21 protein-coding genes are annotated in these 22,768 nt (G+C 34.8%); 2 read left to right on the top strand and 19 right to left on the bottom strand.

Features of this window, described 5'->3' with window-relative positions; genetic code table 11:
• Window positions 1-7: 7 nt before the first annotated feature.
• The 14 genes from IGI69_RS05650 to IGI69_RS05585 are packed head-to-tail and all read right to left on the bottom strand — an operon-like array spanning window position 8 to window position 12,932.
• Window positions 8-1,387, bottom strand: coding sequence for a lipopolysaccharide biosynthesis protein (locus IGI69_RS05650; protein WP_431406119.1), 1,380 nt, complete (start codon window positions 1,385-1,387; stop codon window positions 8-10).
• Window positions 1,374-2,777 carry a glycosyltransferase gene (locus IGI69_RS05645; RefSeq protein ID WP_167821742.1) on the bottom strand — a complete coding sequence of 468 codons (1,404 nt, stop codon included), beginning with the start codon at window positions 2,775-2,777 and terminating at the stop codon, window positions 1,374-1,376. Before IGI69_RS05645 ends, IGI69_RS05650 begins: the two co-directional genes overlap by 14 nt.
• A 20-nt stretch (window positions 2,778-2,797) precedes the next feature.
• Complete coding sequence (locus IGI69_RS05640; protein ID WP_167821741.1) at window positions 2,798-3,922, bottom strand: glycosyltransferase; 1,125 nt, start codon at window positions 3,920-3,922, stop codon at window positions 2,798-2,800.
• Between the two features lie 10 nt (window positions 3,923-3,932).
• Window positions 3,933-5,009: an EpsG family protein gene (locus IGI69_RS05635; RefSeq protein WP_431406121.1), complete on the bottom strand. Its 1,077-nt coding sequence runs from the start codon at window positions 5,007-5,009 to the stop codon at window positions 3,933-3,935.
• 13 nt (window positions 5,010-5,022) lie between these two features.
• A complete protein-coding gene (locus IGI69_RS05630; RefSeq protein WP_438739992.1) occupies window positions 5,023-6,009 on the bottom strand; it encodes a GDP-mannose 4,6-dehydratase in 987 nt (328 codons plus the stop codon).
• 1 nt (window position 6,010) lies between these two features.
• On the bottom strand, window positions 6,011-7,123 hold the full coding sequence (locus tag IGI69_RS05625) for a glycosyltransferase (protein ID WP_167821738.1): 1,113 nt from the start codon (window positions 7,121-7,123) through the stop codon (window positions 6,011-6,013).
• Window positions 7,120-7,614 (bottom strand): PssE/Cps14G family polysaccharide biosynthesis glycosyltransferase, encoded by a 495-nt coding sequence (pssE, locus tag IGI69_RS05620; RefSeq protein WP_167821737.1) that lies wholly within the window; start codon window positions 7,612-7,614, stop codon window positions 7,120-7,122. Before pssE ends, IGI69_RS05625 begins: the two co-directional genes overlap by 4 nt.
• The gene (pssD, locus tag IGI69_RS05615; RefSeq protein WP_205820736.1) at window positions 7,614-8,063 is read right to left on the bottom strand and encodes a PssD/Cps14F family polysaccharide biosynthesis glycosyltransferase; all 450 of its coding nucleotides are present in this window, start codon (window positions 8,061-8,063) and stop codon (window positions 7,614-7,616) included. Before pssD ends, pssE begins: the two co-directional genes overlap by 1 nt.
• 14 nt (window positions 8,064-8,077) lie before the next feature.
• Window positions 8,078-8,758, bottom strand: coding sequence for a sugar transferase (locus IGI69_RS05610; protein WP_431406143.1), 681 nt, complete (start codon window positions 8,756-8,758; stop codon window positions 8,078-8,080).
• Between the two features lie 27 nt (window positions 8,759-8,785).
• Window positions 8,786-9,550, bottom strand: a complete 765-nt coding sequence (locus IGI69_RS05605) for a tyrosine-protein phosphatase (RefSeq protein WP_431406123.1) — start codon at window positions 9,548-9,550, stop codon at window positions 8,786-8,788.
• 23 nt (window positions 9,551-9,573) lie between these two features.
• The gene (locus tag IGI69_RS05600; RefSeq protein WP_086338445.1) at window positions 9,574-10,278 is read right to left on the bottom strand and encodes a CpsD/CapB family tyrosine-protein kinase; all 705 of its coding nucleotides are present in this window, start codon (window positions 10,276-10,278) and stop codon (window positions 9,574-9,576) included.
• Between the two features lie 13 nt (window positions 10,279-10,291).
• On the bottom strand, window positions 10,292-11,071 hold the full coding sequence (locus IGI69_RS05595; protein ID WP_431406125.1) for a YveK family protein: 780 nt from the start codon (window positions 11,069-11,071) through the stop codon (window positions 10,292-10,294).
• Window positions 11,072-11,087: 16 nt separating this feature from the next.
• Window positions 11,088-12,017 carry an LCP family glycopolymer transferase gene (locus IGI69_RS05590; RefSeq protein ID WP_431406126.1) on the bottom strand — a complete coding sequence of 310 codons (930 nt, stop codon included), beginning with the start codon at window positions 12,015-12,017 and terminating at the stop codon, window positions 11,088-11,090.
• A gap of 45 nt (window positions 12,018-12,062) precedes the next feature.
• Entirely contained in the window at window positions 12,063-12,932 is an 870-nt protein-coding gene (locus tag IGI69_RS05585) for a hypothetical protein (protein ID WP_438739987.1), read from the bottom strand.
• A gap of 854 nt (window positions 12,933-13,786) precedes the next feature.
• On the opposite strand from IGI69_RS05585, the gene IGI69_RS05580 reads away from it, so the two are divergent.
• Window positions 13,787-15,256, top strand: a complete 1,470-nt coding sequence (locus IGI69_RS05580; protein WP_422700448.1) for a helix-turn-helix domain-containing protein — start codon at window positions 13,787-13,789, stop codon at window positions 15,254-15,256.
• A 229-nt stretch (window positions 15,257-15,485) separates the two neighbouring features.
• Here the strand turns inward: IGI69_RS05580 and IGI69_RS05575 are convergent, their stop codons facing one another.
• The 3 genes from IGI69_RS05575 to IGI69_RS05565 all read right to left on the bottom strand — a co-directional run bounded on the left by IGI69_RS05575 (window position 15,486) and on the right by IGI69_RS05565 (window position 18,173).
• Window positions 15,486-16,685 carry a 3D domain-containing protein gene (locus tag IGI69_RS05575; protein WP_431406128.1) on the bottom strand — a complete coding sequence of 400 codons (1,200 nt, stop codon included), beginning with the start codon at window positions 16,683-16,685 and terminating at the stop codon, window positions 15,486-15,488.
• Window positions 16,686-16,890: 205 nt separating this feature from the next.
• The gene (locus IGI69_RS05570) at window positions 16,891-17,658 is read right to left on the bottom strand and encodes a putative ABC transporter permease (protein ID WP_431406129.1); all 768 of its coding nucleotides are present in this window, start codon (window positions 17,656-17,658) and stop codon (window positions 16,891-16,893) included.
• Between the two features lie 137 nt (window positions 17,659-17,795).
• Window positions 17,796-18,173 carry a DUF7006 family protein gene (locus IGI69_RS05565; RefSeq protein WP_438739984.1) on the bottom strand — a complete coding sequence of 126 codons (378 nt, stop codon included), beginning with the start codon at window positions 18,171-18,173 and terminating at the stop codon, window positions 17,796-17,798.
• Window positions 18,174-18,662: 489 nt separating this feature from the next.
• Here IGI69_RS05565 and IGI69_RS05560 point away from each other — a divergent pair, with 489 nt between their 5' ends.
• Window positions 18,663-19,286, top strand: coding sequence for a hypothetical protein (locus IGI69_RS05560; RefSeq protein WP_431406131.1), 624 nt, complete (start codon window positions 18,663-18,665; stop codon window positions 19,284-19,286).
• Between the two features lie 62 nt (window positions 19,287-19,348).
• Here IGI69_RS05560 and IGI69_RS05555 read toward each other — a convergent pair whose 3' ends face one another.
• A complete protein-coding gene (locus tag IGI69_RS05555) occupies window positions 19,349-21,226 on the bottom strand; it encodes a glucosaminidase domain-containing protein (protein WP_438739982.1) in 1,878 nt (625 codons plus the stop codon).
• Between the two features lie 33 nt (window positions 21,227-21,259).
• On the bottom strand, window positions 21,260-22,750 hold the full coding sequence (locus IGI69_RS05550; protein WP_438739980.1) for an NlpC/P60 family protein: 1,491 nt from the start codon (window positions 22,748-22,750) through the stop codon (window positions 21,260-21,262).
• Window positions 22,751-22,768: the final 18 nt, after the last annotated feature.

The following is a 22,768-nucleotide window of genomic DNA, read 5'->3' as shown; positions in this document are numbered from 1 at the left end:
TAAACCTCTACTTCAATAATTTATTTTTTATTTCTTTAAGATTGTTTTTATATTTTATTAAACAAAATATCATAGTAAAAGTAAGAACCGAAATATTTACTATGACATTACTCGTAATAAATATTAGGCTAGTAATAATAAATAAAACAAATATTAAAATTATTTCCATATCTATAACTTTAAACCCAATTAATCTATTACCAAAAAAATATCTAGAAATCAACAAACTAACCGATCCTATCAGAGAGCCTATTGAAACACCTACTAATCCAAGAAAATCCCCTAATAATAAAATAAATATAACATTTACTGTGCCTCCAATAATAGAACTATAAAATATATATTTAGTCTTACCCAAACTATTAAATATATTACCTACATTCGAAGACATAGTTGTTAGAATAATACTAAGCATACCATATGGTACTAAAATAAAAGATTGAAAAAAGTCACTTGACGTAATAAAACTATAAAATATATTGATTACGGGTAATGATACTATTCCAATTATCAACATTAACTTAAACACACTTAATACATTTTTTTCAAATCTATTAATAAAATTTTTATCATTGACAGATACAAGCGCATCTTCAATTAATACCATTGTAATTATTGAGCCGAATGAGCCAACAATATTTACAAATTTATTTGAAAAGGCAAACATACCGTTTTCAGAGCTACCCATGTTTATATTAATAAAGAATCTAGAAAAACTATTTGAAAACCAAATGAAAACCAAATTAAATATTAATGGAGTCGAGTATAGCAACATTTTTTTTAGTAGGTATAAGTTAAACTTTTTAATATCAATTTTTTTTGATATTTCTCCTTTATAATACATATATATAATACATATAATTTGTGAAATAATTTGTGAAATAAGCAACCCAATTAACCCATAACTTAATAAAACCACTGTAATCAGGATTAACAGGAAGTTAAAAAATGTTAGCAATACTCCTGCTTCTACATAAACTCGATTCTTCTTAATCGACCTAACTATATACTGAAATAATATTAATAAAGGTGTTAAAACTATAAGAAGTGAATAAAGTAAAACATATCTATACGAGTACAATTGAACATAGATACTGACTATTACAATTATTTCTATTATTAATAATAGGGTACTGAATAATACAGATGTAGTAATCACTTCATCTTCATCATAATCTTTCCCAGATAAAGAGAATTTTAATACACTTTCCCAAATCGCACATAATAATATAGGTGCTAGGAATTGAGCAATTGATAATTGAAAATCATACTCACCCAGATCTTGAGAAGTTAAATATATTGCATAGATTGGAACCAATAATGAACTTAGAAATTTCGAACCAAAATTACCAATAAAATAAAAAACAGCTTTACTATAATTGTTCATATTTTACACCTATTTTTTTTGCAGGATTACCTGAATAGATTGAAAATTCATCAGTATTTTTAATAACCACAGAATTTGGAGAAATTATATTACTAATATTCACAAAAACATTTCCCACTATTACAGCGTTTGGATATATCACACTATTCTCATAAATAGTCGGATAATAAATTTGTTGACTAGAGCTATTCCAATGGTCCTTACTCTTTATGCCCAAAGTAACGCCTTGATATATAGTAACATTTTTTTCAATGTGAACCCCCCAGCCAATAACTATATTCATGGGATGAGGAAACTCTATTGAATCATCTAATATTGCTCCTGGAGAAATATATACATTATACTTTTTTGACAATCTATTACTAATTAGACTTCTAAATTTCATATTATTTATATTATTATATGTTAAAAAATCTCGTCTAAAATTCCTTGGAGAACCGAATAATAATATTAATTTAAAAAAATATTTACGTGGAAAGAAAGTTCTTAATAATAAAAACTTTCTTTTAAGTTTTATTAAATTATATTTTGATAACATAATTGAGTATAAATAATAATATATTTTCATTAATCCTTTTTTTTTTGTAGCTTTTTTCATTGTTATTTCAGATTTTGAATATTTAAAAATTTCTTTAGCACTCTTTTCAGTTTTCTTCTCTAAATCTTTTTCATCAAAGCTATCTTCTTTATTTTTTGTTCTTTCCGTATGCAGTTTTTGAATATAATCAGCTGTAAGTAGTTGTCTTAACCTATTACTGCCTCCAATACTTGAGTTCCTTATTCTGTATAACAATACACTTTGATTTAAATAGCCTACTTTTTTTTCATTATCCAACGTGCGAAGTAAAAAATCATAATCCTGGGCAGTTTTAAAACTCCTATATCCATTATTCGATTCAAATAATTTACGTTTCATCAACCATGTTGGATGATTAGTCATTGGTAAATAATAGATATTTTCTTTAAAATATCTCTCATTATAATTATTAAATGAATACTCTTCAATTATATCTTCATTTTCATCAACTTTTGTTAATCCTGAAATTAATAGATCATATCTATTTTTTTCAAAATATTGAATTTGTTTTTCAAATCTATTAGGAAGACTTATATCATCCGCATCCATACGTGCAATATATTTACCTCTTGACTTTTTAAAAGCTTCGTTTAAAGAATTAGCCAATCCTAAGTTTTGACTATTTTGAAACACTTTTATTCTGTTGTCAAGTTTCATAAAATCTTTCAAATATTGAAATGTTTCATTATCGACCGGGTTATCGTGGATGATTATCAATTCAAAATCCCTATATGTTTGATTCAATATAGAATCTACAGCTTTTTTAATCCAATGTTTTTCTTCATTGTATACACTCATTAAGATTGAAATCATATACCTAATATCTCCTAATTCTACAAAATTTTACGCCACTCTTTAACAATCGAACTAGAATAAAAGTCTTTAACTCTTTCTAATGATTTCTTTTGATAATATTTTCTCATTTCGATTTTTGTAAGAATATTTTCTAATTGCTTATAAAAATATGAAATCGGATATTTTTGATCCACTAATATCCCAAACTTCTGCATAAGAATCTCTCGCGAACCTAACTGAGAGTAAGATACTATAGGCAGTCCAAAGGACATAGCCTCTGGGATAACCAATCCAAAGCCCTCAGTCCTAGATAAAACTATTAGGACTGAGCAAGATTCATAAAACTTAACAAGCTCTTGATTGTTTAATGCACCTTCCAAAATTATTTTGTTTTTGACACCTTTTTCAATAAGCATATAATTTAATTGTTCAATTTGTTCAGAACTGCCCGTTCCAGCTACATGAATAGACCACTCATTTGGAAGAAATCCAGCAAGTTCTATCAATCTGTCATAACCTTTTTGAATTAATTCATATCTTGCTACGAAAGCAATTTTTTTATTTTTTAATTTACTAATTCTATTTTTATTATCAATAGTTAAAGGATTGTAAATACATTTGGAAGGAATATCTTTTTTTTCTAAATACTTAACATCTTCACTCGTTAAAACTATAACATCATCTGAATTTTTCAATCCATTTAAGAAACTCTTTTTCGAATTTAAATAATATTTTTCGTCCTCAAAATAAACTGAAGCGTTATTATGAAACCATGAAATTATTTTCACATCAGGGTGAATCTTTCTTAACTCTCTTGCGTATAAAATCATATTAGAGCATAGGATTAATACGTCTATATTATTTTTTTTGATATATTTTGAAAGAAAAAAAATAATAGGTAGCTTTATTAAGGTACTATTTAACTCTTTACCCAACAACTTAAAAAAAATATTTCTACATCTCAAGTCAATATGAAAAAAAATATTTGGAAAATAAGTCTTTGGCGTTATTCTATTCACATTCATTTCAAAATAACTTTTAGACTTACTAATTGTGACAATTTCTGTTTGATAAAAATTCGATAAATTTTTTGCCAAAGTATCAGAAACTTTCTGCTCTCCGCCTAATTTCATATTCTGTGTAAATATTGTTACTTTTTTCATTCTTTCACCTTTAATTGTTAAAAATAGTTTGATATGGGAAAATATCTCCAGAATTATTTATAAAAAATTTATTTACTGAATAAACAGAAAGTAACACAATAATTCCAATTATTAACATACGCCTTTCTTTTAATCTATTTTCTACAAATACATTGGGTACCGATATAATCAAAACACTGAGAAATAAATATACTATCCTAGAGTAATTAGGAATTATACCAGATAATATTGCGACTATTGTAGCCGTTACTTGCATGTTAAAATATAAATTAAATTTTCTTCCTGTTAATTTTGACTTACTAATTACTACTAGTATTATATAATTTAAAGCTATTAATGAAGTATCTACAATTGAATAGTCGTATTGACTACCAAAATAATGATCATATCCTGGAATAAATTTAACAAAAAACTCTATTAATATTCTTATATATGGATAAAGAACCAAAAATATTGGTAGTGTAAATAAACAAATTTTCCTGTTAAGTTTAATATATTGAAGAGGATATGCTATTAAATATAATATAGCAGTCTTATGAAATAAAAATGCAATAATTATCCAAGCAATAAATTTATTTGGTTTTTTTTCATAGATGTACTTGATTGCATATAAAAAAATAGAAATTGAAATAGATTGTCTCATTATATTCAACGAAAAGAAATAAAAACCTGTTGCAAATACAAGAAAAACACTCAAAGTAATATTTTTTGAATTTTTATATATACCTAAATAACAAAAGAAAATAATTAATATGTGAGTAATAATAAAAACAGTTTGCTCATTCCCAATATACATCGAAAATCTTATAAGATACCTATATAATGGTTCAACAATATCTTTATAGCCGAATCGATGTAATTCATTTAAAACAAAGGGAATCTGTTTAATTCTGTATAGAGAATAATCTGTCCCTACATTCCATCTTACACCTGCAACAATAGTTGGTATTAGCATTGAAATAATAAAAAATTTATTCATAATAGATATCTTGTTATTATTTTTCAAAGCAACCACTAATTTAGTATCATGATCACCCAACCATGCAAACAAAACTGAAAAAAAAATCATCGATAAGTATACATACATAAACTACACCATTTTATCTTTCATTATAATCTTTATACCAGTCAACAAATTTTTTCAGTCCATCATCCAAACTTGTTAATGGTTTAAAGCCCGTTATTTTTTCTAATTTTTCAGTATCTGCAAATGTTTTTTCTACGTCTCCTTTTTGCATTTCTTTATATTCAATTACTGCTTCTTTTCCGATATGCTTTTCTAAAATTCTAACAAACTTTTTTAGTGCTACGGGACTATTATTGCCAATATTCAAGATTTTATAATATTCATTTTTCTTATCTGTAAATATTTTATTATCTAGATTTTCATCTAATAAATAATTAATACTTTCAACTATATCTCCAATATATGTGAAATCTCTACTCATATTTCCATTATTAAATAAACTTATTTTTTTCCCTTCAGAAATATTTTTTGTAAAACTAAAATACGCCATATCTGGTCGTCCCAATTCACCGTAAACAGTAAAAAATCTCAATCCTATTGTCTTCATCTTATATAAACTACTATAGCTATATGCTAATAATTCATTTGATTTTTTTGTTGCTGCGTATAAACTAACTGGTCTATCTACCTGATCATCTTCTGAAAAAGGTACTTTATCATTACCGCCGTATACTGAGCTTGAAGAAGCATAGATTAATTTAGATATAGAATGTTTTTTACATGCTTCTAGTATATTGAAAAAACCTATTAAATTCGCATCTAAATAAGCTTTTGGATTCTCAATTGAATATCTAACACCAGCTTGTGCTGCTAAATTAATAACAATGTCAAATTTTTCATTTAAAAATAAATCATCTAATAAATCTGACTCTACTAAATCAATTTTTTTAAATGTAAAATTTTTCTCTTTTTCCAAAAAACTTAAGCGTTTCATTTTTAAATTAGTATCATAATAATCATTTATATTATCTATTCCTACAACAATATTATCACTTTCTAACAATTTTTTACTTAAGTGATAACCTATAAATCCACAAGAACCTGTCACTAAAATCTTCATTTTAAATACCATCCTTTATTAAAATTTTTTCCCAAATATCCAGTATTTTTTTTTCATTAAATCTATTCAACGCGCTCTCTCTATTATTAAGCTTCATATTTAAAGATTTGTCACTATCCAGAATAATTTTTTCCATTGCATAAAACAATTCTTTTGAATTATATTCTACAGTATATCCATTAAAGCCATTTGCTATTAATTCTTTACTTACACCGTTGGGAAGATTTGTGCATATTACTGGTAGTCCTGAAGCCATTGCCTCCATAAGTGCATTAGGATATCCTTCGTAAATTGATGTCATAATATACATAGATGAATCATAGATTTGTAAAAATGGATTTTTCAGAGTACCTTTTAATATAACTTTATTTGATAAATCCAATTCTTCTATTTTTATGGTTAGTTTTTCACGTTCCGGACCTTCTCCATAAATTTCTAAAATGTAATTTGGATATTTATCACTGAATATTTTAAAAGATTCCAAGAGTAATAAATAATTTTTTTGTTTATGTAATCGTCCAACCGCTACAATCTTTTTTGCATTCTCTTTCTTAATTTCACCTAGATATATTGCTTTCATATTTAAAGGATTAGGAATTATAGATATTTTTTCTTTATCTATATTCATTTCATTGATATAGTAATTTCCAACAAAATCGGTTTGGCAAATTAGAGTATCAACTTCTTTATACAAATTTTTTTTAATAAAAATAGATAATTTAGAATTTTGAGATACGTCATTTCGTTCAGAAATCACAACTTCTTTATCCTTAAAAAATAACTTTTTCAAAATTGATACAATATAATTGGCATTATCTAAAAAAGAAAGAATTATATCTGGATTTTCTTTTTCGATAATTTTTTTTAATTCAAAAATTGAACTAATACCACTTCTTATTAACTGAAACTTTCTTTTTACTCCAGTTTGTTTATCGACTCTTCCATTAGTCGTTATATAATTCACTTTTTCATTTAATTCATATTTTGATTCCATTTTTTTTAGTGATACTAAAGTAACACTATATTTCTCAGAAAATGAATTTGCTATTGTGGCCATGACTCTTTCTGCTCCACCAAGTGGCATCCCTGTAATTACTAATAATATTTTTTTCATAATAACTTTTCAACCACCTTATTAAATCCTATGCAAAAAGAATTATTATTACTTTTCAATGTTGAGTTATTCTTTTTGTTTAATTTCGTGGCATCATTAAGTGCGTTTTTTAATAAATCTATATCATTAACCGCAATAATATAATATCCATTATCTATAACCTTTTCACAAAACTCTAGCTGATGATCATTCACATGCTCTTCAAATTCTAATTTTCTTGGAACCACAATTGGTACTTTATTTTTATTGAGAACTCCCATAAAGCTAGCAGGACCTCCATGAGTTATTACGATATTTGCCTCCTCTATATAGTTTTCCATTTCATCATAATTAAGAAATTTTTTCCATTGACAATATTTCGGTTCATAATCTGAATAACCAGTTTGAATAAAAACTTCTTCCTCAATAATTCCTTCTTCTACTAGTCGATCCACTTCCTTTATCAATCGATTGAATTGCTGCTCATGAGTTCCTACTGTAACAAATATCATCAGAAAATCCCTCCTAAATTTATTGCTTTAGGGTATACTTTCTTCATTTCTTCCCACTGAACAATAAATCTATCTGTTACTGGGTATACTAATTTACCTGTTAACGTAGGACTATCTATTCTATCAAAGACCTCTATATAAATAGTTTTTATACCAAATAGTTTTCCTAAATAAAAGAACGGAACCGCCACAGCCGCCCCTGAAGAAATAATTAAGTCTGGTTTTTCTTTTTTCAACACTTTCCATGCTAATACGGTATTTTTTTTTAGATTTTTAATATTTCTATTAGTAGGATAGTAACATGGATACACTCTTTCATTTTTTAAAATGCTTTTCGCATCTTGCTTATCAAAAGTTACCCAAAATCGGTTTTTATCTTCCCAAAAAGGCTTCAACAAATATAGATGTGTTAAATGTCCACCACTAGATCCTACTAAGCAAACTTTCAAATTCTTATCATCCATTAATATGCTCCATCCGGTTTCATCATTACTATGACAGTTTTTAAAATTATTTTTATATCATATAATATACTTTGATTGATAATATACTTTAAATCAAGCTCTACCATATCATGAAAATCCACATCGTTTCTTCCATTAACTTGCCATAAACCCGTGCATCCTGGTTTAACTAACAAGCGCTGTATATCATAAGCTGAATACTCGTCAACCTCTCGTGGAAGTGGTGGTCTAGGTCCAACAAGACTCATATCACCTTTTAACACATTCCATAATTGTGGTAACTCATCAACACTATATTTTCTAATAGTTTTCCCCACTTTGGTAATTCGAGGATCATCTTTCATTTTGAACATGGCCCCTTCAATCTCATTGTACTTCAATAGTTGCTCCAATTTTTCTTCAGCATCAATAAACATTGATCTGAATTTATACATTTTGAAACTTTTACCGTTTTTTCCCACTCGGTTTTGGGAGAAAAATACTGGTCCCTCTGGCTCTTCTCGTTTAATTTTATAAGCAACTAATATGAAAATTGGACAGAGTATTAATAAACCTACTAAACTTCCTAAGATATCAATAAGTCTTTTCACAAAATAGTATATTATTTTCGAATCAAGTTCTTTTTTGTTGACCCAAACTTTTGGAGAAGGTTTAATATCTAGTTGCTTATTATTGTGCATCTCAATTTCCTCCAACAAACTCTCCCCCTAAAATAACCCGAATTTTTTTTTCTTAACAACAAGATAATCAGGATAATTAATTGAATCACCATTCAATAAATCTCTTGCCACTTGTTGCATTTTTACCACTTTTTCATTCCCAAAATCTTTTGCTATTTGTTCGTAAGCTTCTTTCAAGTTAAAGGAGCGCTTTTTCACGCCATGTGCATCCGAAGCTACCATCTGAACCAAATTATACTCTACCATTATTTTTGCCGTTTTTTGAATATCTTTACCAAATACCCCGACGTAACTTGGAGCAGTAAGTTGTGCCAAACAACCCATTTCTAAAAATGGAATTAAGTTGTTAGGGTCCTTTCGAAAATGAGCATTTCGTTCTGGATGAACGATCACAGGAACTTTCCCCATTTGTAATAGTTCAAAAAAAACTTGTTCTGTATATGAAGGAACTTCCATTGTAGGAAATTCTATCAAGATATACGTATCCTCAAGGTCTGTAAATAAAATCTTATCTTTTCGTATATCCTCAATTAAATCACCTGTAATTCGAACTTCTTGTCCTTCTAGTACAGTTAACGGCAGATTTCTTTTGTCTAATTTTGCCTGTAAAGATGCGACAAGAGAAATGACCTCTGACTTAGGATTTGTATATTTCCCATTATTATGATGTGGTGTACACAAAATATGTGTAATACCTTGACTAACAGCTTGTTCAGCCATGGCAATACTTGCCTCAATATTTTCTGCTCCGTCATCAACACCTGGTAAAATATGACAATGTAAATCAATCATTTCTCCCGTCTCCTTTATATCATTTAGTTTCCATAATAATAGTAATAGCCTGAATCTTTACTATTTTCGGCGCCATTGTAAACAACCCCTAAAATTCTCGCTTGAACCATAGTTAATAAATCTTTTGCTTTTGCAAGAGATTCCTTACGGGAAACATTTTCCCGAACAACCAGCAAAGTGCCATCTGCTTTCGATGCCATGATCTGTGCGTCCGTAACTGCGACCACAGGAGGCATATCGAAAATAACTACATCATATAGATTCCTTGCTTCTTCGATCACTTGATTCATTCTAGAAGATCCTAAAAGCTCGGATGGATTTGGAGGTTTAGGTCCACTAGTTAGAACAGAAAGATTATCGATAACCGTTTTTTGTGATGCTTCTAAGACGCTTGTTGTCGTGCTTAACACCGTACTCAAACCAGAAGCGTTGTTTAGGTTAAAAGTTTTATAAACCGTAGGTTTACGCATATCAGCATCAACTAACAACACCCGCTGACCAGATTTTGCAAAGACGACTGCTAAATTCGCAGAAGTCGTAGATTTTCCTTCTCCTGGACCAGAAGATGTAATTACTAATGTTTTGATCTGTTGATCGGCTGAGGATGCAAATTGAATATTCGTCCGTATTGTTCTATATTGCTCTGAAATAGGTGACGATGGATCAACCAATGTAATTAAGCTGACCGCATGTGTTTGTGTTCCTTTATGCTCTTTTATCTTCGCCATTCATCTTCCCTCCTTAAACTCTTGTACGGCTACGGCGCGATTCAGCTGCCTTGTCACCAGTATTTTTTTTGATCATTTGTATGGATGGTTTCTTTTGGATCGTGGCATTTACTTCTTTGGCAGACATTTGTGGAACTGTTCCAAGAATCGTAAAGCCTAATGTTTCTGTAACAAACTTATTATCTTTGACCGTTCGATCCAACAATTCCAGTAAGAAAGCAATCCCAAAACCGACTAGAATTCCCAAGACTAAACCAATTGCTAAATTAAGTTTATTGTTTGGTGATACTGGGGAAGAGCTTGCTTCTGCGTTGGAGATGATTGATATTTTATCCACACTCAATACATCTTTTGCGTTTTCTTGGAAGACTAATGCTGTTGTATTTGCGATGTTTGCAGCATAAACAGAACTAGTATCTGTAGCCATAATAGAAAACATCAGTGAATTTTGTGATTGGGTCACTTCGACAGAATCCTTCAATTCTTGCACGCTTTTATCAATGCCATATTCTGACTCTATTCGGTCTTTGACCTGATTGATAACCAAATCTCCTGTAACTAGTTCTTTATACGTGTTGATCATTTGTAGATTCATATTTACATCATTTGCATTTGTTGTTTCGGTTTGTGGCAACGTAACAATCAATTGTGCTTGAGAACGATACTTGGGCGTAAGAACAAAAAAGGTAACGATCGCTGCTAACGCCAAGCCAACAAACATCGAAATTAATATTGATGTCAGGTGTTTCCGTAATATATCAAATATTTCATTTAAACTAATAGTCTCTTCCATATTTCTCCACTTTCTTCTAGTTATTAATATCTAACTGGTCTTTAAGGATACTTTGTACACGATTTAATTCTTCATCACTCACACGCTGATACGAGATACCATCTTGCATGAATCCTTCACCTTGAAGCTGGTCTTGTTTGATCGTTTGAAACGCACTGCGATAATTCATTGCCAATGTCCGCATATCATCAAAACTCATATCAGTTTTCATATTGTTCTCAACTGCATTCAAGATAGTCTGATATTGACTAACCCCATCTAGACTAAGAACTTTCTTTACGATTGCTTCAACCATCTTACGTTGTCGGTCTTGTCGCCCGTAGTCTCCGTTGGGATCATCATATCTCATTCTTGAATAAGCGAGTGCTTGTTCTCCGTTTAATTTTGTACGACCAATTGTAAAATCAAAGCCATCCTTTGAAAAAGTCAAATCATTATCAACTTCAATACCGCCGACCGCATCAACTAACTCTTTCAAGCCTTCCATATTAAGAGATACATAATGATCGATGGGGATATCTAAAAACTTCTCAACCGTGTTCATAGACATGGCTGCCCCTCCAAAGGCATAGGCATGATTGATTTTATCTGTTGTTCCATGTCCTACGATATCAACATAGGTATCGCGAGGAATACTCACCACCGTCGTCTGATTGTCTTGAGGACTGATGGTCGCCACCATCATGGTATCAGAACGGCCTTGTTCGACTCTGCCTAAATCACCGGTATCGATCCCCATCAGTAAAACCGAGAAGGACTCTTGTTGGGATAGATCGACATCATTTTCACGTAAGCGATCTTCTCGATCACGCTCGACTGATTGATAAGTTTCATTAATTGAGTTTGACACATCAAAATATAGTTTGGCAGCGACACCGATCAATCCGATGACTAACACTGCGACGATTGAAAAGATAATTAAAAAAATCTTTTTTCCTTTTGACATTTGCTTTCCTCCAGTTATCTCTATTTTCTTTGATACATATTTCCATTAGTAGACAACGTCTGAACTTTGATCTGTCCAGGTGCCGTCTCCTGCGGATGTATCCTCTGAATAACTTTCCGTTGAAGCGGGGGGGGTATACGTGCTGTATCCTGTGTACCCCATTTGGGTAGCGACTTTGTCAGCTAATTCGGTGTATTTCTCTTTCAATTCTTCATTGCGAACTTTGCTGATACTGTCGACTGCACTCAGGTATTTTTCTAAGGTGACTTCACTGGTCACCTCATCCCCATCAAGCATTTCATCAAAAGTTTCTTGTAATTTTGCAATGCGGTCCAATTGGGTATCCGCATACTCTAAATAGGAAACAACTAACTCTTTCCATTTACTATCTTCAAAAAAGCTCAGATTTTCACGGACATTCCCAACATCCGTTTCTTTTAGATCGTCTCTAATGATGACATCATTCTCAGCACTTTGCCAATTTGAAACGCCTTCAGTAAATAAGGCTTCCGTATCCGCTTGTACTTTTAATTTTGCCTCGATGTCTTTTAGTTGATCATCAAGGGCGGCTTTTTCTTGTTGGATCTCGACTGACTCACTTGGTAATGCATCATCATCGATCCCATAATCGTCTGCAGATACTTTCACTGCAGAAAGTTTTGCGACTGTTTTAAGAACGTCTTCCTCTTTAAGATCTTTTCTTAAAAATGTTTGATCCTCGTTGCTGTATAATTCAGCAATTTCATTAGACAACTCATTGATGCGATCTTTTTCGCTGGCAATCGCTGTCTGTGCGTATTCGACTCGCTGCTGATATTGCCTTTGGTTATTTTGTCGGTAACCAATGAAACATATTGCAACTGCGCCAATACCCACGGCTAAAACAGTCAAAGTCTTTACTAACGGCTTTCCCATGAACACACTCCCTACTTCAATTGTGCTTGTTTAAGCATGCTGCCTTCGTCTCACATAATAAAGGCAATTCTAGTTTATTATAAGAGAAATGTATCATTAAATAAAGGAAATTCCTGTTTTTTCTTTTTAAAGGTATATTTTTCATCAACAAAAGACTTATATAATGGCAAACATCAGTTATTTTAAATATACTTAAATAACGTATAGCATACTTGACAGTTTTTTTAAACCCTCATTTTAAATAATAAATAATTCAGTGATAATCGTTGTTCTCATCGTCTTTGAGAGGTGTCACATCATAGAAAAATAACCTCGAGTGATTATATTCATTCATTTTCTCAACATCTTTTCATTATAAATAGAAAACATAAGAATTTCAGAAAGAAAAGTTAAATGCTTTTGTTGTTATTATAAATCAGTTGAATAAAACTGAATATTTTTCTTGGGGCACATAGGTTTTCCTTCGCGGTTACTATTTAATTACACCAGTCGTTCCTGTTAAAATTATAAGTTATCTTCCCCAAACTGACTTTCCCCCTCAATTCCGCCCTTTCATCTTCTATCGGTTTATTTCAAATATAGTTAATCATTCATTTTTTATTTTATCGTAATAAAATTATCCCCCCTCTCTTACTATTCAATGCCAGTCAATTTCCTTGTTTGCACTGAAAAAACGTGTTTCTACCTATATATATGCCGATCATCAGTTGATTTATAGAAAATGCAAAAAATCTTGCACAGGCTCAGGTATAGATTTCACCAACCGATGAAATACGTGATTTGTTTTTTCTTCCCTATCTTCTTTAAGATGAATAAGTAAGATTTGCGATTTTATTCATGAAAGGAGCCACGTCTTGAGAAATTTTCAAATTAATTTTATTACCAACACAGCAACGATTCGATGGCTGAAAATTTTGATGGCATTCGAGAAAAATTATCAATGTTCGACTCAAGGTTTGGCAAAGATTTCAGGAAGTACCACGCGAACGATCGTAACGGACGTGACGGATCTAAAAGAGTATTTTGGCGACTGTTTATCGATCGACTCTTCTCATAAGGGGTATATTTTTTCAATCAAGCAGTCCGCTGTGTATTTAACGAAAAAACGTGCGCTGATTGCCGATGAGATTTTGTTCCATATCATCGAAAGTATTTTCCACAATGATCTTTATAGCTCATCGGAATGGGCAGAGAAATACCATATATCAGAAAGCACCGTTCTTCGCTATTTGCGGAAGGTGCAACCTATTTTTTCTTTCTATCGTTTGGAGATCCAAACAAATCCCATTTGCTTTATTGGTGAAGAGATCAATATTCGCAAATTTTTCCATGATTTCTATTATGAATCGGAAATTACTGCCCATACGATCTTTCCACCCATCGCCATCCAAAATATCACGGCTAGTGCTTTTTCAAGATGTTATCAACTCGACCAACATGCTTGTTCATTTGGTGAATTCAATTATTACTTATATATCACCTTTGAGCGCCATTTTGCAGGTCAACGTATCGAGTTGCCTAAGCAAATAAAAAAACTATTTGAACAGTATAATGATTTTCGGCTATTTTCTGAAATCAATGAGGCTGTAAGTGAGCAATATCAAAAAGAACTTCCCCACGAGGAAGTCCTTTATTTGTTCTTATTGGTAAAAGCCCGTCGCTCGATCAGCAACTTAGCAATCGAGCAAACCTTTTGTAGAGAGTATAATCATTGGCCTGAAATCAAGCAGCTTGCGGCAGCCTTTGTCAAGGATTGCTTGCCAGATACACAAGATAGCGCTCGCGATCGACTCTTAGTAGAGTCCTTTTTTACGGTAGCAAAAATCAAGCAATTATTATCCCCCTTATTAAATCATATGATTTCTGATACCGTTCAATTTGTCGAAGAGGCGTATACGGACGATTACCATCTATTTAAAAACTATCTGTTGACGCAACCATTAGCTAGAGAAATTTGGGACAGTAACACACTGGAGCACTTAGGAACGAGTCTTACGATGTACGTTACTTCTATTAAATCTTTGTACTGGCAAGCCAAGAAGAATATCGCTTTTTTGTTCGAAGGCCCCTTTTATTTATGCCAATTATTAAAATGCAAATCTGTTCGTTATTTGCGCAGTTCTCGGACCTTTTATTTTCCGGACTCCAATGAATTGTCGGCAGGCTATTTGGAAAAAAATCAGATTGATTTGATCGTTACCAACTATACGGAATACATTACCGAATATGCCCAAGACATTGATTATTTGCTATTCAAAACCTTCCCTGATGAGCACGACTGGGAAGCTTTAGAGGAAACGCTAAATGCTAATTTCAATCCTTGATCAACGAACACCCGCCGTTTCCCGTTTCCCTCGATCTGACCAAGCTATTCAAAAAATGCTCCTGAGAATGAGTGTAAGAGCTTGTGAGCAGTTTAACAATAAATCCAGAGCCTATCGCTTATGTCGTCACTGACGCAGCGATAGGCTCTCTTCTTATGCCTTCCTACATTAAAAGTAAAAAAAGAAGCAGCCACTTCATTCAGTGAGCTGCTTCTTGCTAGTTGATTGATTAATCAAGGATCGTTACTTTTACTTGACGACGGCCCCATTGGATACATTGTGCGACGTTATCAAAGTGAACATCAATGATGTTTCCTTTGATCGCGCCACCAGTATCAAGCGCTAATGCTACGCCATAGCCTTCAACATTGACTAAGGTGCCTAAGGGAATCACGTTTGGATCAACGGCAACTGCCATTGGATTTTTACGTAAGTCTGTCCCACTTGCTGTAAAGAAACTAGAGCCAGCTTCTTTATACGAGTAAGCAGTTGATTCCATCATCAATGTTCGACCACTGCTAGTATTGCTGTTGTCGCTATTGTTATTACTGTTGTTAGTTGTATTGCTTGAGCTGCTGTTCGAGCTATTGTTGTTGCTTGAAGAGCTGCTCGATGATGAGCTGCTGCTTTCAGTCGTATTGCTGTTCGATGAAGCAGACGCTTGGGATTCAGAAGCGCTTGAACGTTCAGCAGCTTGGGCTGCTTCTTTTTCAGCTTTTTCTTTCGCTGCTTGTTCCGCTGCTTCTTTGGCTGCCCGTTCTTCTGCTGCTTTTTCAGCAGCTAAGCGAGCTGTTTCAGCTTCTTTGCTGGAAGCGATTTGTGCCAAGGTTGCTTCGTTTTCTTTCAATTGGGCTTGTAGATTCGCAATTTTTGAATCCAGTGTTTTGGCTTCTGATTCTAATGCGGTTTGATTTTCTTTCAATGATTGCTGTGTTGACTGTGCTTTTTCTTCTAAAGCTTCCAGCTTTTCTTTTTCTGCTGTCAATGAATCGATCTTTTCTTTTTCCAAGTTTTGTAGCATCGTCATCGCATACGCACGATTGATAAAATCTTGGATGTTGGATGATTCTAATAGTACCGTCCAGTCTCTGGTAGCCCCGCCATTGACTTGGATGTCTTTCATACGTTCCGCAACGACAGCTTCACGCTTTTCAATTGTTTCTTGTGCAGTTTTGATTTCTGCTTTGGTTGTTGCTAATGATTCTTCATTTTCAGCGATTTGAGCTTTTAGCTCTTCTACCTCACTGTATTTCGCATTCACATCAGTCAATGCAATCTGTACTTCCGTACTGATTTCCTGACTTTGCTGCATGACGGCACTTTCTTGCTCTTGCAATGATTCAAGTGACTCAGCCTGCGCAAAGATTGGAGAAACGATTCCTGCCGCAAAGACAGCGACAACGATTGTTCGTAGTTTCTTTGCCTTCAAAAAATTCCCTCACTTCTCACTATGGTTTCCAACATATCCTATTATACAAATTCTTAAGAAGAATTTTATTGCAGGACCTTTACAATTTGTTACAAATTATCGTAAAAGTGGGTGTTTTCATCGTCTTTTCCGACTGAAATTAGTCAGAAGTGGGAAGAATCAGCATTGATAAGGGTTTATTTTTTGTAATCTAACCGTAACAAATCTATTTTTTCTTACGAATGGCTTCAATAAATCGAGACAATTCCTGACTGCTTTTTATCTGATTGATTTCTAACTTTTGAAAGTTTTTTAAGAGTCTTCTTTGATGGAAATTCAATCGCGGTAGATTTTGTTTTAAAACGCGCCATTCTTCTGGAAACGCTGCGAAGCGCCCTTGCCAATCGTTTTTATATTGCTCAATATTTTCAGCCAATTCTTTTTTGTGCTGCTCAAAAGCTTGATTGACTTGTTGCACCGCTTTATGAAAGGCAACCAAGTTAGCAAGGGTATAGCCCATATCAAAAGAAAGAACCATTAATAAGAAAACGGGCAATAAGAATCCGACCCGAGCACTCAATGTTTGCACGATCTCCAGCATTTGCGGATGAACAAATCGAACAATCAGCACGCAACACACGCCCCAAAAAAGAGAAATCGGCAATGCCACCCGTCCATTGATATTCAGTGGCACCTCTTTATAATCCCACCATGAAGCATGAAAAAACCGCTCAAGTAAATAACTTGTCACATATTCAAGCACGGTGACCAATAACGCTGCCGCAAAGAACAGTGGAATCACTTGCTCATGCAATGGCCGTAACAAATAGACAACGCCAAGAATTCCAAAGCCGTAGATGGGTGTGATTGGGCCAATAAGGAACCCCCGATACACAAAGTGCTTGGCTTTTAGTGAGCAATAAATGGTTTCCCAAAGCCATCCGATAAATGAGTACAAGAAAAACAATAAAATGATCCGTTCAAATTGAACCATACCTCTCCGCTCCTTTTCAAACTGTTGCAATGATCTGTGCAATCGTACTTGTCATCACAATCATACCACAAATCAATCGGTCTTATTTTGAATCAGTGCAGTAGCTTATTCCTCGTTTGAACGGTCTTTTTTGTTGCTTATTGATCACCAAAAATAATTGATGGGTGCACCTGTTCTTTCAAACTATAGCCACACAGTTCTTTGTTAAAGGTAAAATGATCTTGTTCCACATTGGCAATGATCTCATCTTCGGAAAATCCGTGAAAATCGTAGTCATTGATGTAACTGCGAAGTAATACTAATTTTGCATCGATCAAGAGAACTCGTTGGATGTCCATCCAAAAAGCCATGTCTTTTTTTTTCAATATTTTTTTCAATTCTGCTTCCTGTGCTAACCAGTACGCATAGACTGATGGCATTTCACCTTTAATGGTTTCAGCAGATAATCCTTCTCTCATTTTTACTAGATACTCATTCACTGATTGATAAAACAATTTCCTTCCCCCTAGTTCCATTATTTTTAAACGTAGATCCTATGTTCCTTCTATTTCCTCGTCGCTTTGAGCTATCTTCCTCTATCCGACTGTCGCTGATGTCGCCTACTTTTTGTATCGAAAGAAGCCATAGTATTTCGCAACAAAATTCTGACAATTATTCAAAACAAATAGACAAATAAAAAGCACACTATTATTTTATAGATATAACCGACACAATTTTTAACTTCACTATTCTTTTAATGCTTCCTTTCTTTTCTAAAGCATAGCAAAAGTCGCCCCGTATTTATAATCAACTTTTGCATCAATCTAAGAAAAAAGTGAAAATAAGCGGTAACAGTCAGTTATTTCCGCTTCATTTTTTTAAATTTACTATTTAACAATCCTTTATTTTTTTCGATTCATGCAATAACTGAGAATATTTTATTGCGTTATTTCCTTTCCTATTATACGATTAACTAAATAATGTTGGTTATTTGAAAATAAAAAACAAAGGGGAACGTGAGAATAATGAGAAAAAGTGTTGTTTTTAGTTTATTGGGGTTCACACTTCTTTTTGCTGGCTGCACGCCAAAAGAGGAGAAACCAGCTTCAGAAAGTACGGAAAATGCAAGCGCTACAAGCTTATCTATGACATCATCAACCGAAGTCGCCCAAGAATCGACGGTCTCTTCCAGTGAAGCGGCTTTACCTAGTTCAGAACAAACCATCACAGGCGTTAGCGGAACAAACTATACCATCGATTTACCTAGCAATTGGCAAGAGGTACCTGATTTCACTTCATTGAATCCTGACAATGATTTTATGTTGTCCGATGCGTTAGAAACGAAATATTTAGCTGCAGTCGTTGAATCGAAAAAGGATTTTGCCGATTTAGAAACTTATCTTGGATTGGTTCAAGAAAATTTGGCAACGAGCTTCGATACGACGGCCACCTTTTTACCAATTCCTGACACAAAGGCCTATTTCGTGGATTTTCCTGCGACAGTTGAAGGGCTAAATATCCACTATATTTATTATGTACTTGAAACCGAAAATAATTACGTTCAGTTGTATGGCTGGACGTTAGAAAGCTTATATGACTCTTCAAAAGAGGAACTAACAGCGATCATGAACAGCTTCAAAGAAGAATAAACAAAATATCTGTACCCATTTTGGCAAATAGCCAGAAAAATGGGTACAGATATTTTTTCTTTTTATCTACGGACTACAAGACGTTGCCCTACAAGAATCAATGAGCCAGAAAGGTTATTCCATTGCATCAACTGATTCACAGTCACACCGTAGCGTCGCGAAATCCCCCATAGAGTGTCTCCCGAACGTACAGTATAGGTGGTGCTGTTTGATGAGGAAGCGTTCGTTTCTTGAACGTACGCTGCACTTACCCAGCCACGCCCTTCAATTCGATACCAGACATTGTTGCCATTGACACTGGTTCCGGTCTTTTGCGCAACTGCACGAAAAGAGGAGTTGTTTAACAAAGATCCAACAATTCTGGCACTGGTAGACGCATCAGAGCGAATATTCAATGTTGCGGTAGTGCGAAACTCTTTATTGATGCTTTGTTCAGAGCTATTACTTCCAGCGTTGACTTCTGTCACGTACGCAGCGCTCACCCAGCCGCGTCCTTGGATTCGATACCACACATTGTTGCCGTTGACACTCGTTCCCGTCTTTTGAGCGACTGCTCGAAATGTTGCATTGCTTGCCAAGGAGCCGACAACAGAAGCGCTAGTCGATGCGTCTGAACGGATATTCAAAGTAGCGGTGGTGCGAAACTCTTTATTGATGCTTTGTTCGGCACTGTTGTTACTGTTATTATTATCGTTGTTATTACCATTATTATTGTTGTTATCATTCCCACCCGTATTCGATGAGATCTCCGTCACGTGAGCGGCACTTACCCAGCCACGTCCTTGAATTCGGTACCACGTCGTATTGCCGTTCACACTGGTGCCGCTTTTTTGCGCTACTGCTTCAAATGTTGCATTGGCAGCCAATAAACCCACGATCGAGGCGCTGGTGGAAGCATCCGAACGGATATTGAGTGCTGCATTTGTTCTGAATTGCTTATTGATCGCCTGTTCAGAATTGTTATTGTTGTTATTGTTATTATCATTTGAACCACCACCACTTGATGTATCGTATTGGGTCAAATTGTACGTTTCAATCAAGTTGTTTAGCTTACTTGCATAAGCCGTGTCGGTGGCATAGCGTCCTTGCAGCCATTGTGTCGCGTCACGATAAGAATTCGTATTAGACTTCCATGCCCCATGGTAGAAGAAAACACCCGGCGAAAATGAGGTGGTTCTCAAAACGTGCGCATTGTCTTGAAAAGATTCTTTTAATGAAGGGTATTTACGAAACTTCGCAATAATCGGATAGAGATTGCCATTCCCGTCATCTTCCAAGGTTTGCATCTCTACAAATTGTCCATTGTAAGATCCCTTGATACCAAACATATTATTGGCAAGAGTAGTCAGCGTGGATTGCCCCCAACCTGATTCTAAGATCGCTTGCGCAATCATGACTGAAGCGTAGAGGTCATTTGCCCCCGCCACTTCTTGTGCCATTGGTCCTACTTGCTGAATAAATGCTTGCTGATTATTAGAACGTGCCATTGGATTGTTGTAGTTGGGCATGACCTTCGTTTCAATGGCGATCCGCTCTTCTTCTGACAGAACAGGAATGTCACGATCGATTTCTGCTTCATTCTGTTCAGAAGCATCATCTGCTGGTTCATTTTCGGGTACGTCTTGAATTTCTACTACATCCGAACTTTCAGCTTCTGATGGTTCGGTACTATCTTGCGTTGCTGGTGATCCCTCGTTCACTTCTTGATCTTCTACAATGCTCACGGAATCTTGCGTCGATGTGTCTCGGGTTGACTCTGCTGTTTCAACTACTTGAACACCATTTTGGGTTTCTGCTGACTCAAGTGTATCTGCTAAGACATTCATCGGCAAAATATTCACCGTACTAACAAGTGCAGCGGTTGCCGCCGCACTTTTACGGTAAAGAAGCCCTCTTTTTTGTTTCTTCGCACGATAACGAAGCTGTTTTCTTTCTTCCATTTGTCTCTCCTTAAAACTACAGCTAGCTACTTCTTACATTCTTACTGCAAAGCTAGGTGTAAAATGAGCGGTGCTGCCAACAGAAACATTTTGTCCTGGGCGTGGTGCATGAATGTATTGTCCGCCACCTAAAGCAATGGCTACATGATAGGTGCTACCTGATGAACCCCAGAATAAAAGATCTCCTGGTTGTGCTTGGCTAACGGAAATCACTGTACCGGCTGTTTCTTGTGGCACCGTCCATCCACCAATATCTCTCCCTGTTACTTGTAAAAAGACATAGCGAGTAAACCCAGAACAGTCAAAGCTGTCCGGTCCTTTGGCACCCCACACATAGGGTTTTCCGATATGCTTATAGGCTTCTGCCACGATTGCAGCACCATTTGTTGATGCTGGTGCAGAAGGTGCTGGCGGCGTCACGATCGGTGCAGGTGACGGAGCAGGCGTTGGCGCCGGTGTTGGTGTAACTGGCGTCGGTGCTGGCGTTGGTGCAGGAACTGCAGGTGCACTGTCCGCTGGCGTCTCCGGTGCTGCAGGTGTCACTGGTGTTTCTGGCTCATGAATTTCTGGTGTATCTACTGGTGTTTCCTCTGGAACCTCTGGTGTTTCAACCGGTTCAGATTCTTGCGCTTCCTCTGGTTGCGTTTCTGCTGGTGCTTCTGGCTCTTCCACTGGCGCTGGGCTCTCTGTTTCTGCGTCAGGTTCTGTGCTCTCTACTTGAACAGCTGCTTCATTCAAGGCTGCTTCTTCCGCTGCAGCTTGTTCTGCCTGCTGTTGCGCCGCTTGTTCCGCTTGGGCTTGTAAAGCAGCTACTCGGGCAGCTTCTTCACGAATTCTCGCTTGCTCCGCTTCATAGGCTTCTTTTTCCGCACGCAGCTGTTCTTTTTCTTCTTCTTTCGTTGCTTCTTCGTAGGCTAAATTACTAACTAAGACATTTAATTCTGCTTGGCTTGCTTCCAAAACACCTTTTTGTGCTTCCAGATGGCTCTGTGCTGCTTGCAATTCTGCCACTTTTTCTTGTGATTCCGCACGCTTTTGTTCAACAGCTTGTTGGTCGGCTTTTTGCTGTTCGATCACTTCATTATTCGCTCGAATGATCGTCGTCATCGCATGCAAACGACCGACTAGATCACTGACAGAGTCCGCCTCTAGTACCGCTGTTAGAAAATGGTCGCCTTTTCCATTAACTTGTGTTTCTCTGGCTTGCTTTTCAATGTTTTCTGAGCGTTTGGCAATGCGCTCTTCTAACTGACTGATTTCCTGATCCAATCCTTCGATCGCTTGCAACAAATCACTTTGCTGCGCTAAAATGATTGCTGCTTCTTGATTTAACGAATCAATTTCTGCAGACAATCCGTCAATTTCCCCTTGTACGCTTTGACGTTGCTGTCTCAACTGATCAATTTCGTTATTTTTTTGTTCGATCAATTGATCGTGATTCGTAGCAAAAACGGTCACAGGTCCGCCGAATGATGACAATACAATGCCGCACATACACACTGTTGCAAAGATTTTCTTCTTCATCTGATCCTCCAAATTCAA

Source organism: Enterococcus sp. DIV1083b, assembly GCF_051713705.1.
Classification (GTDB): Bacteria; Bacillota; Bacilli; order Lactobacillales; family Enterococcaceae; genus Enterococcus_D; species Enterococcus_D casseliflavus.
Note: the sequence above shows the minus strand (reverse complement) of the source record. Positions and strands in the feature narration are given on the sequence as shown.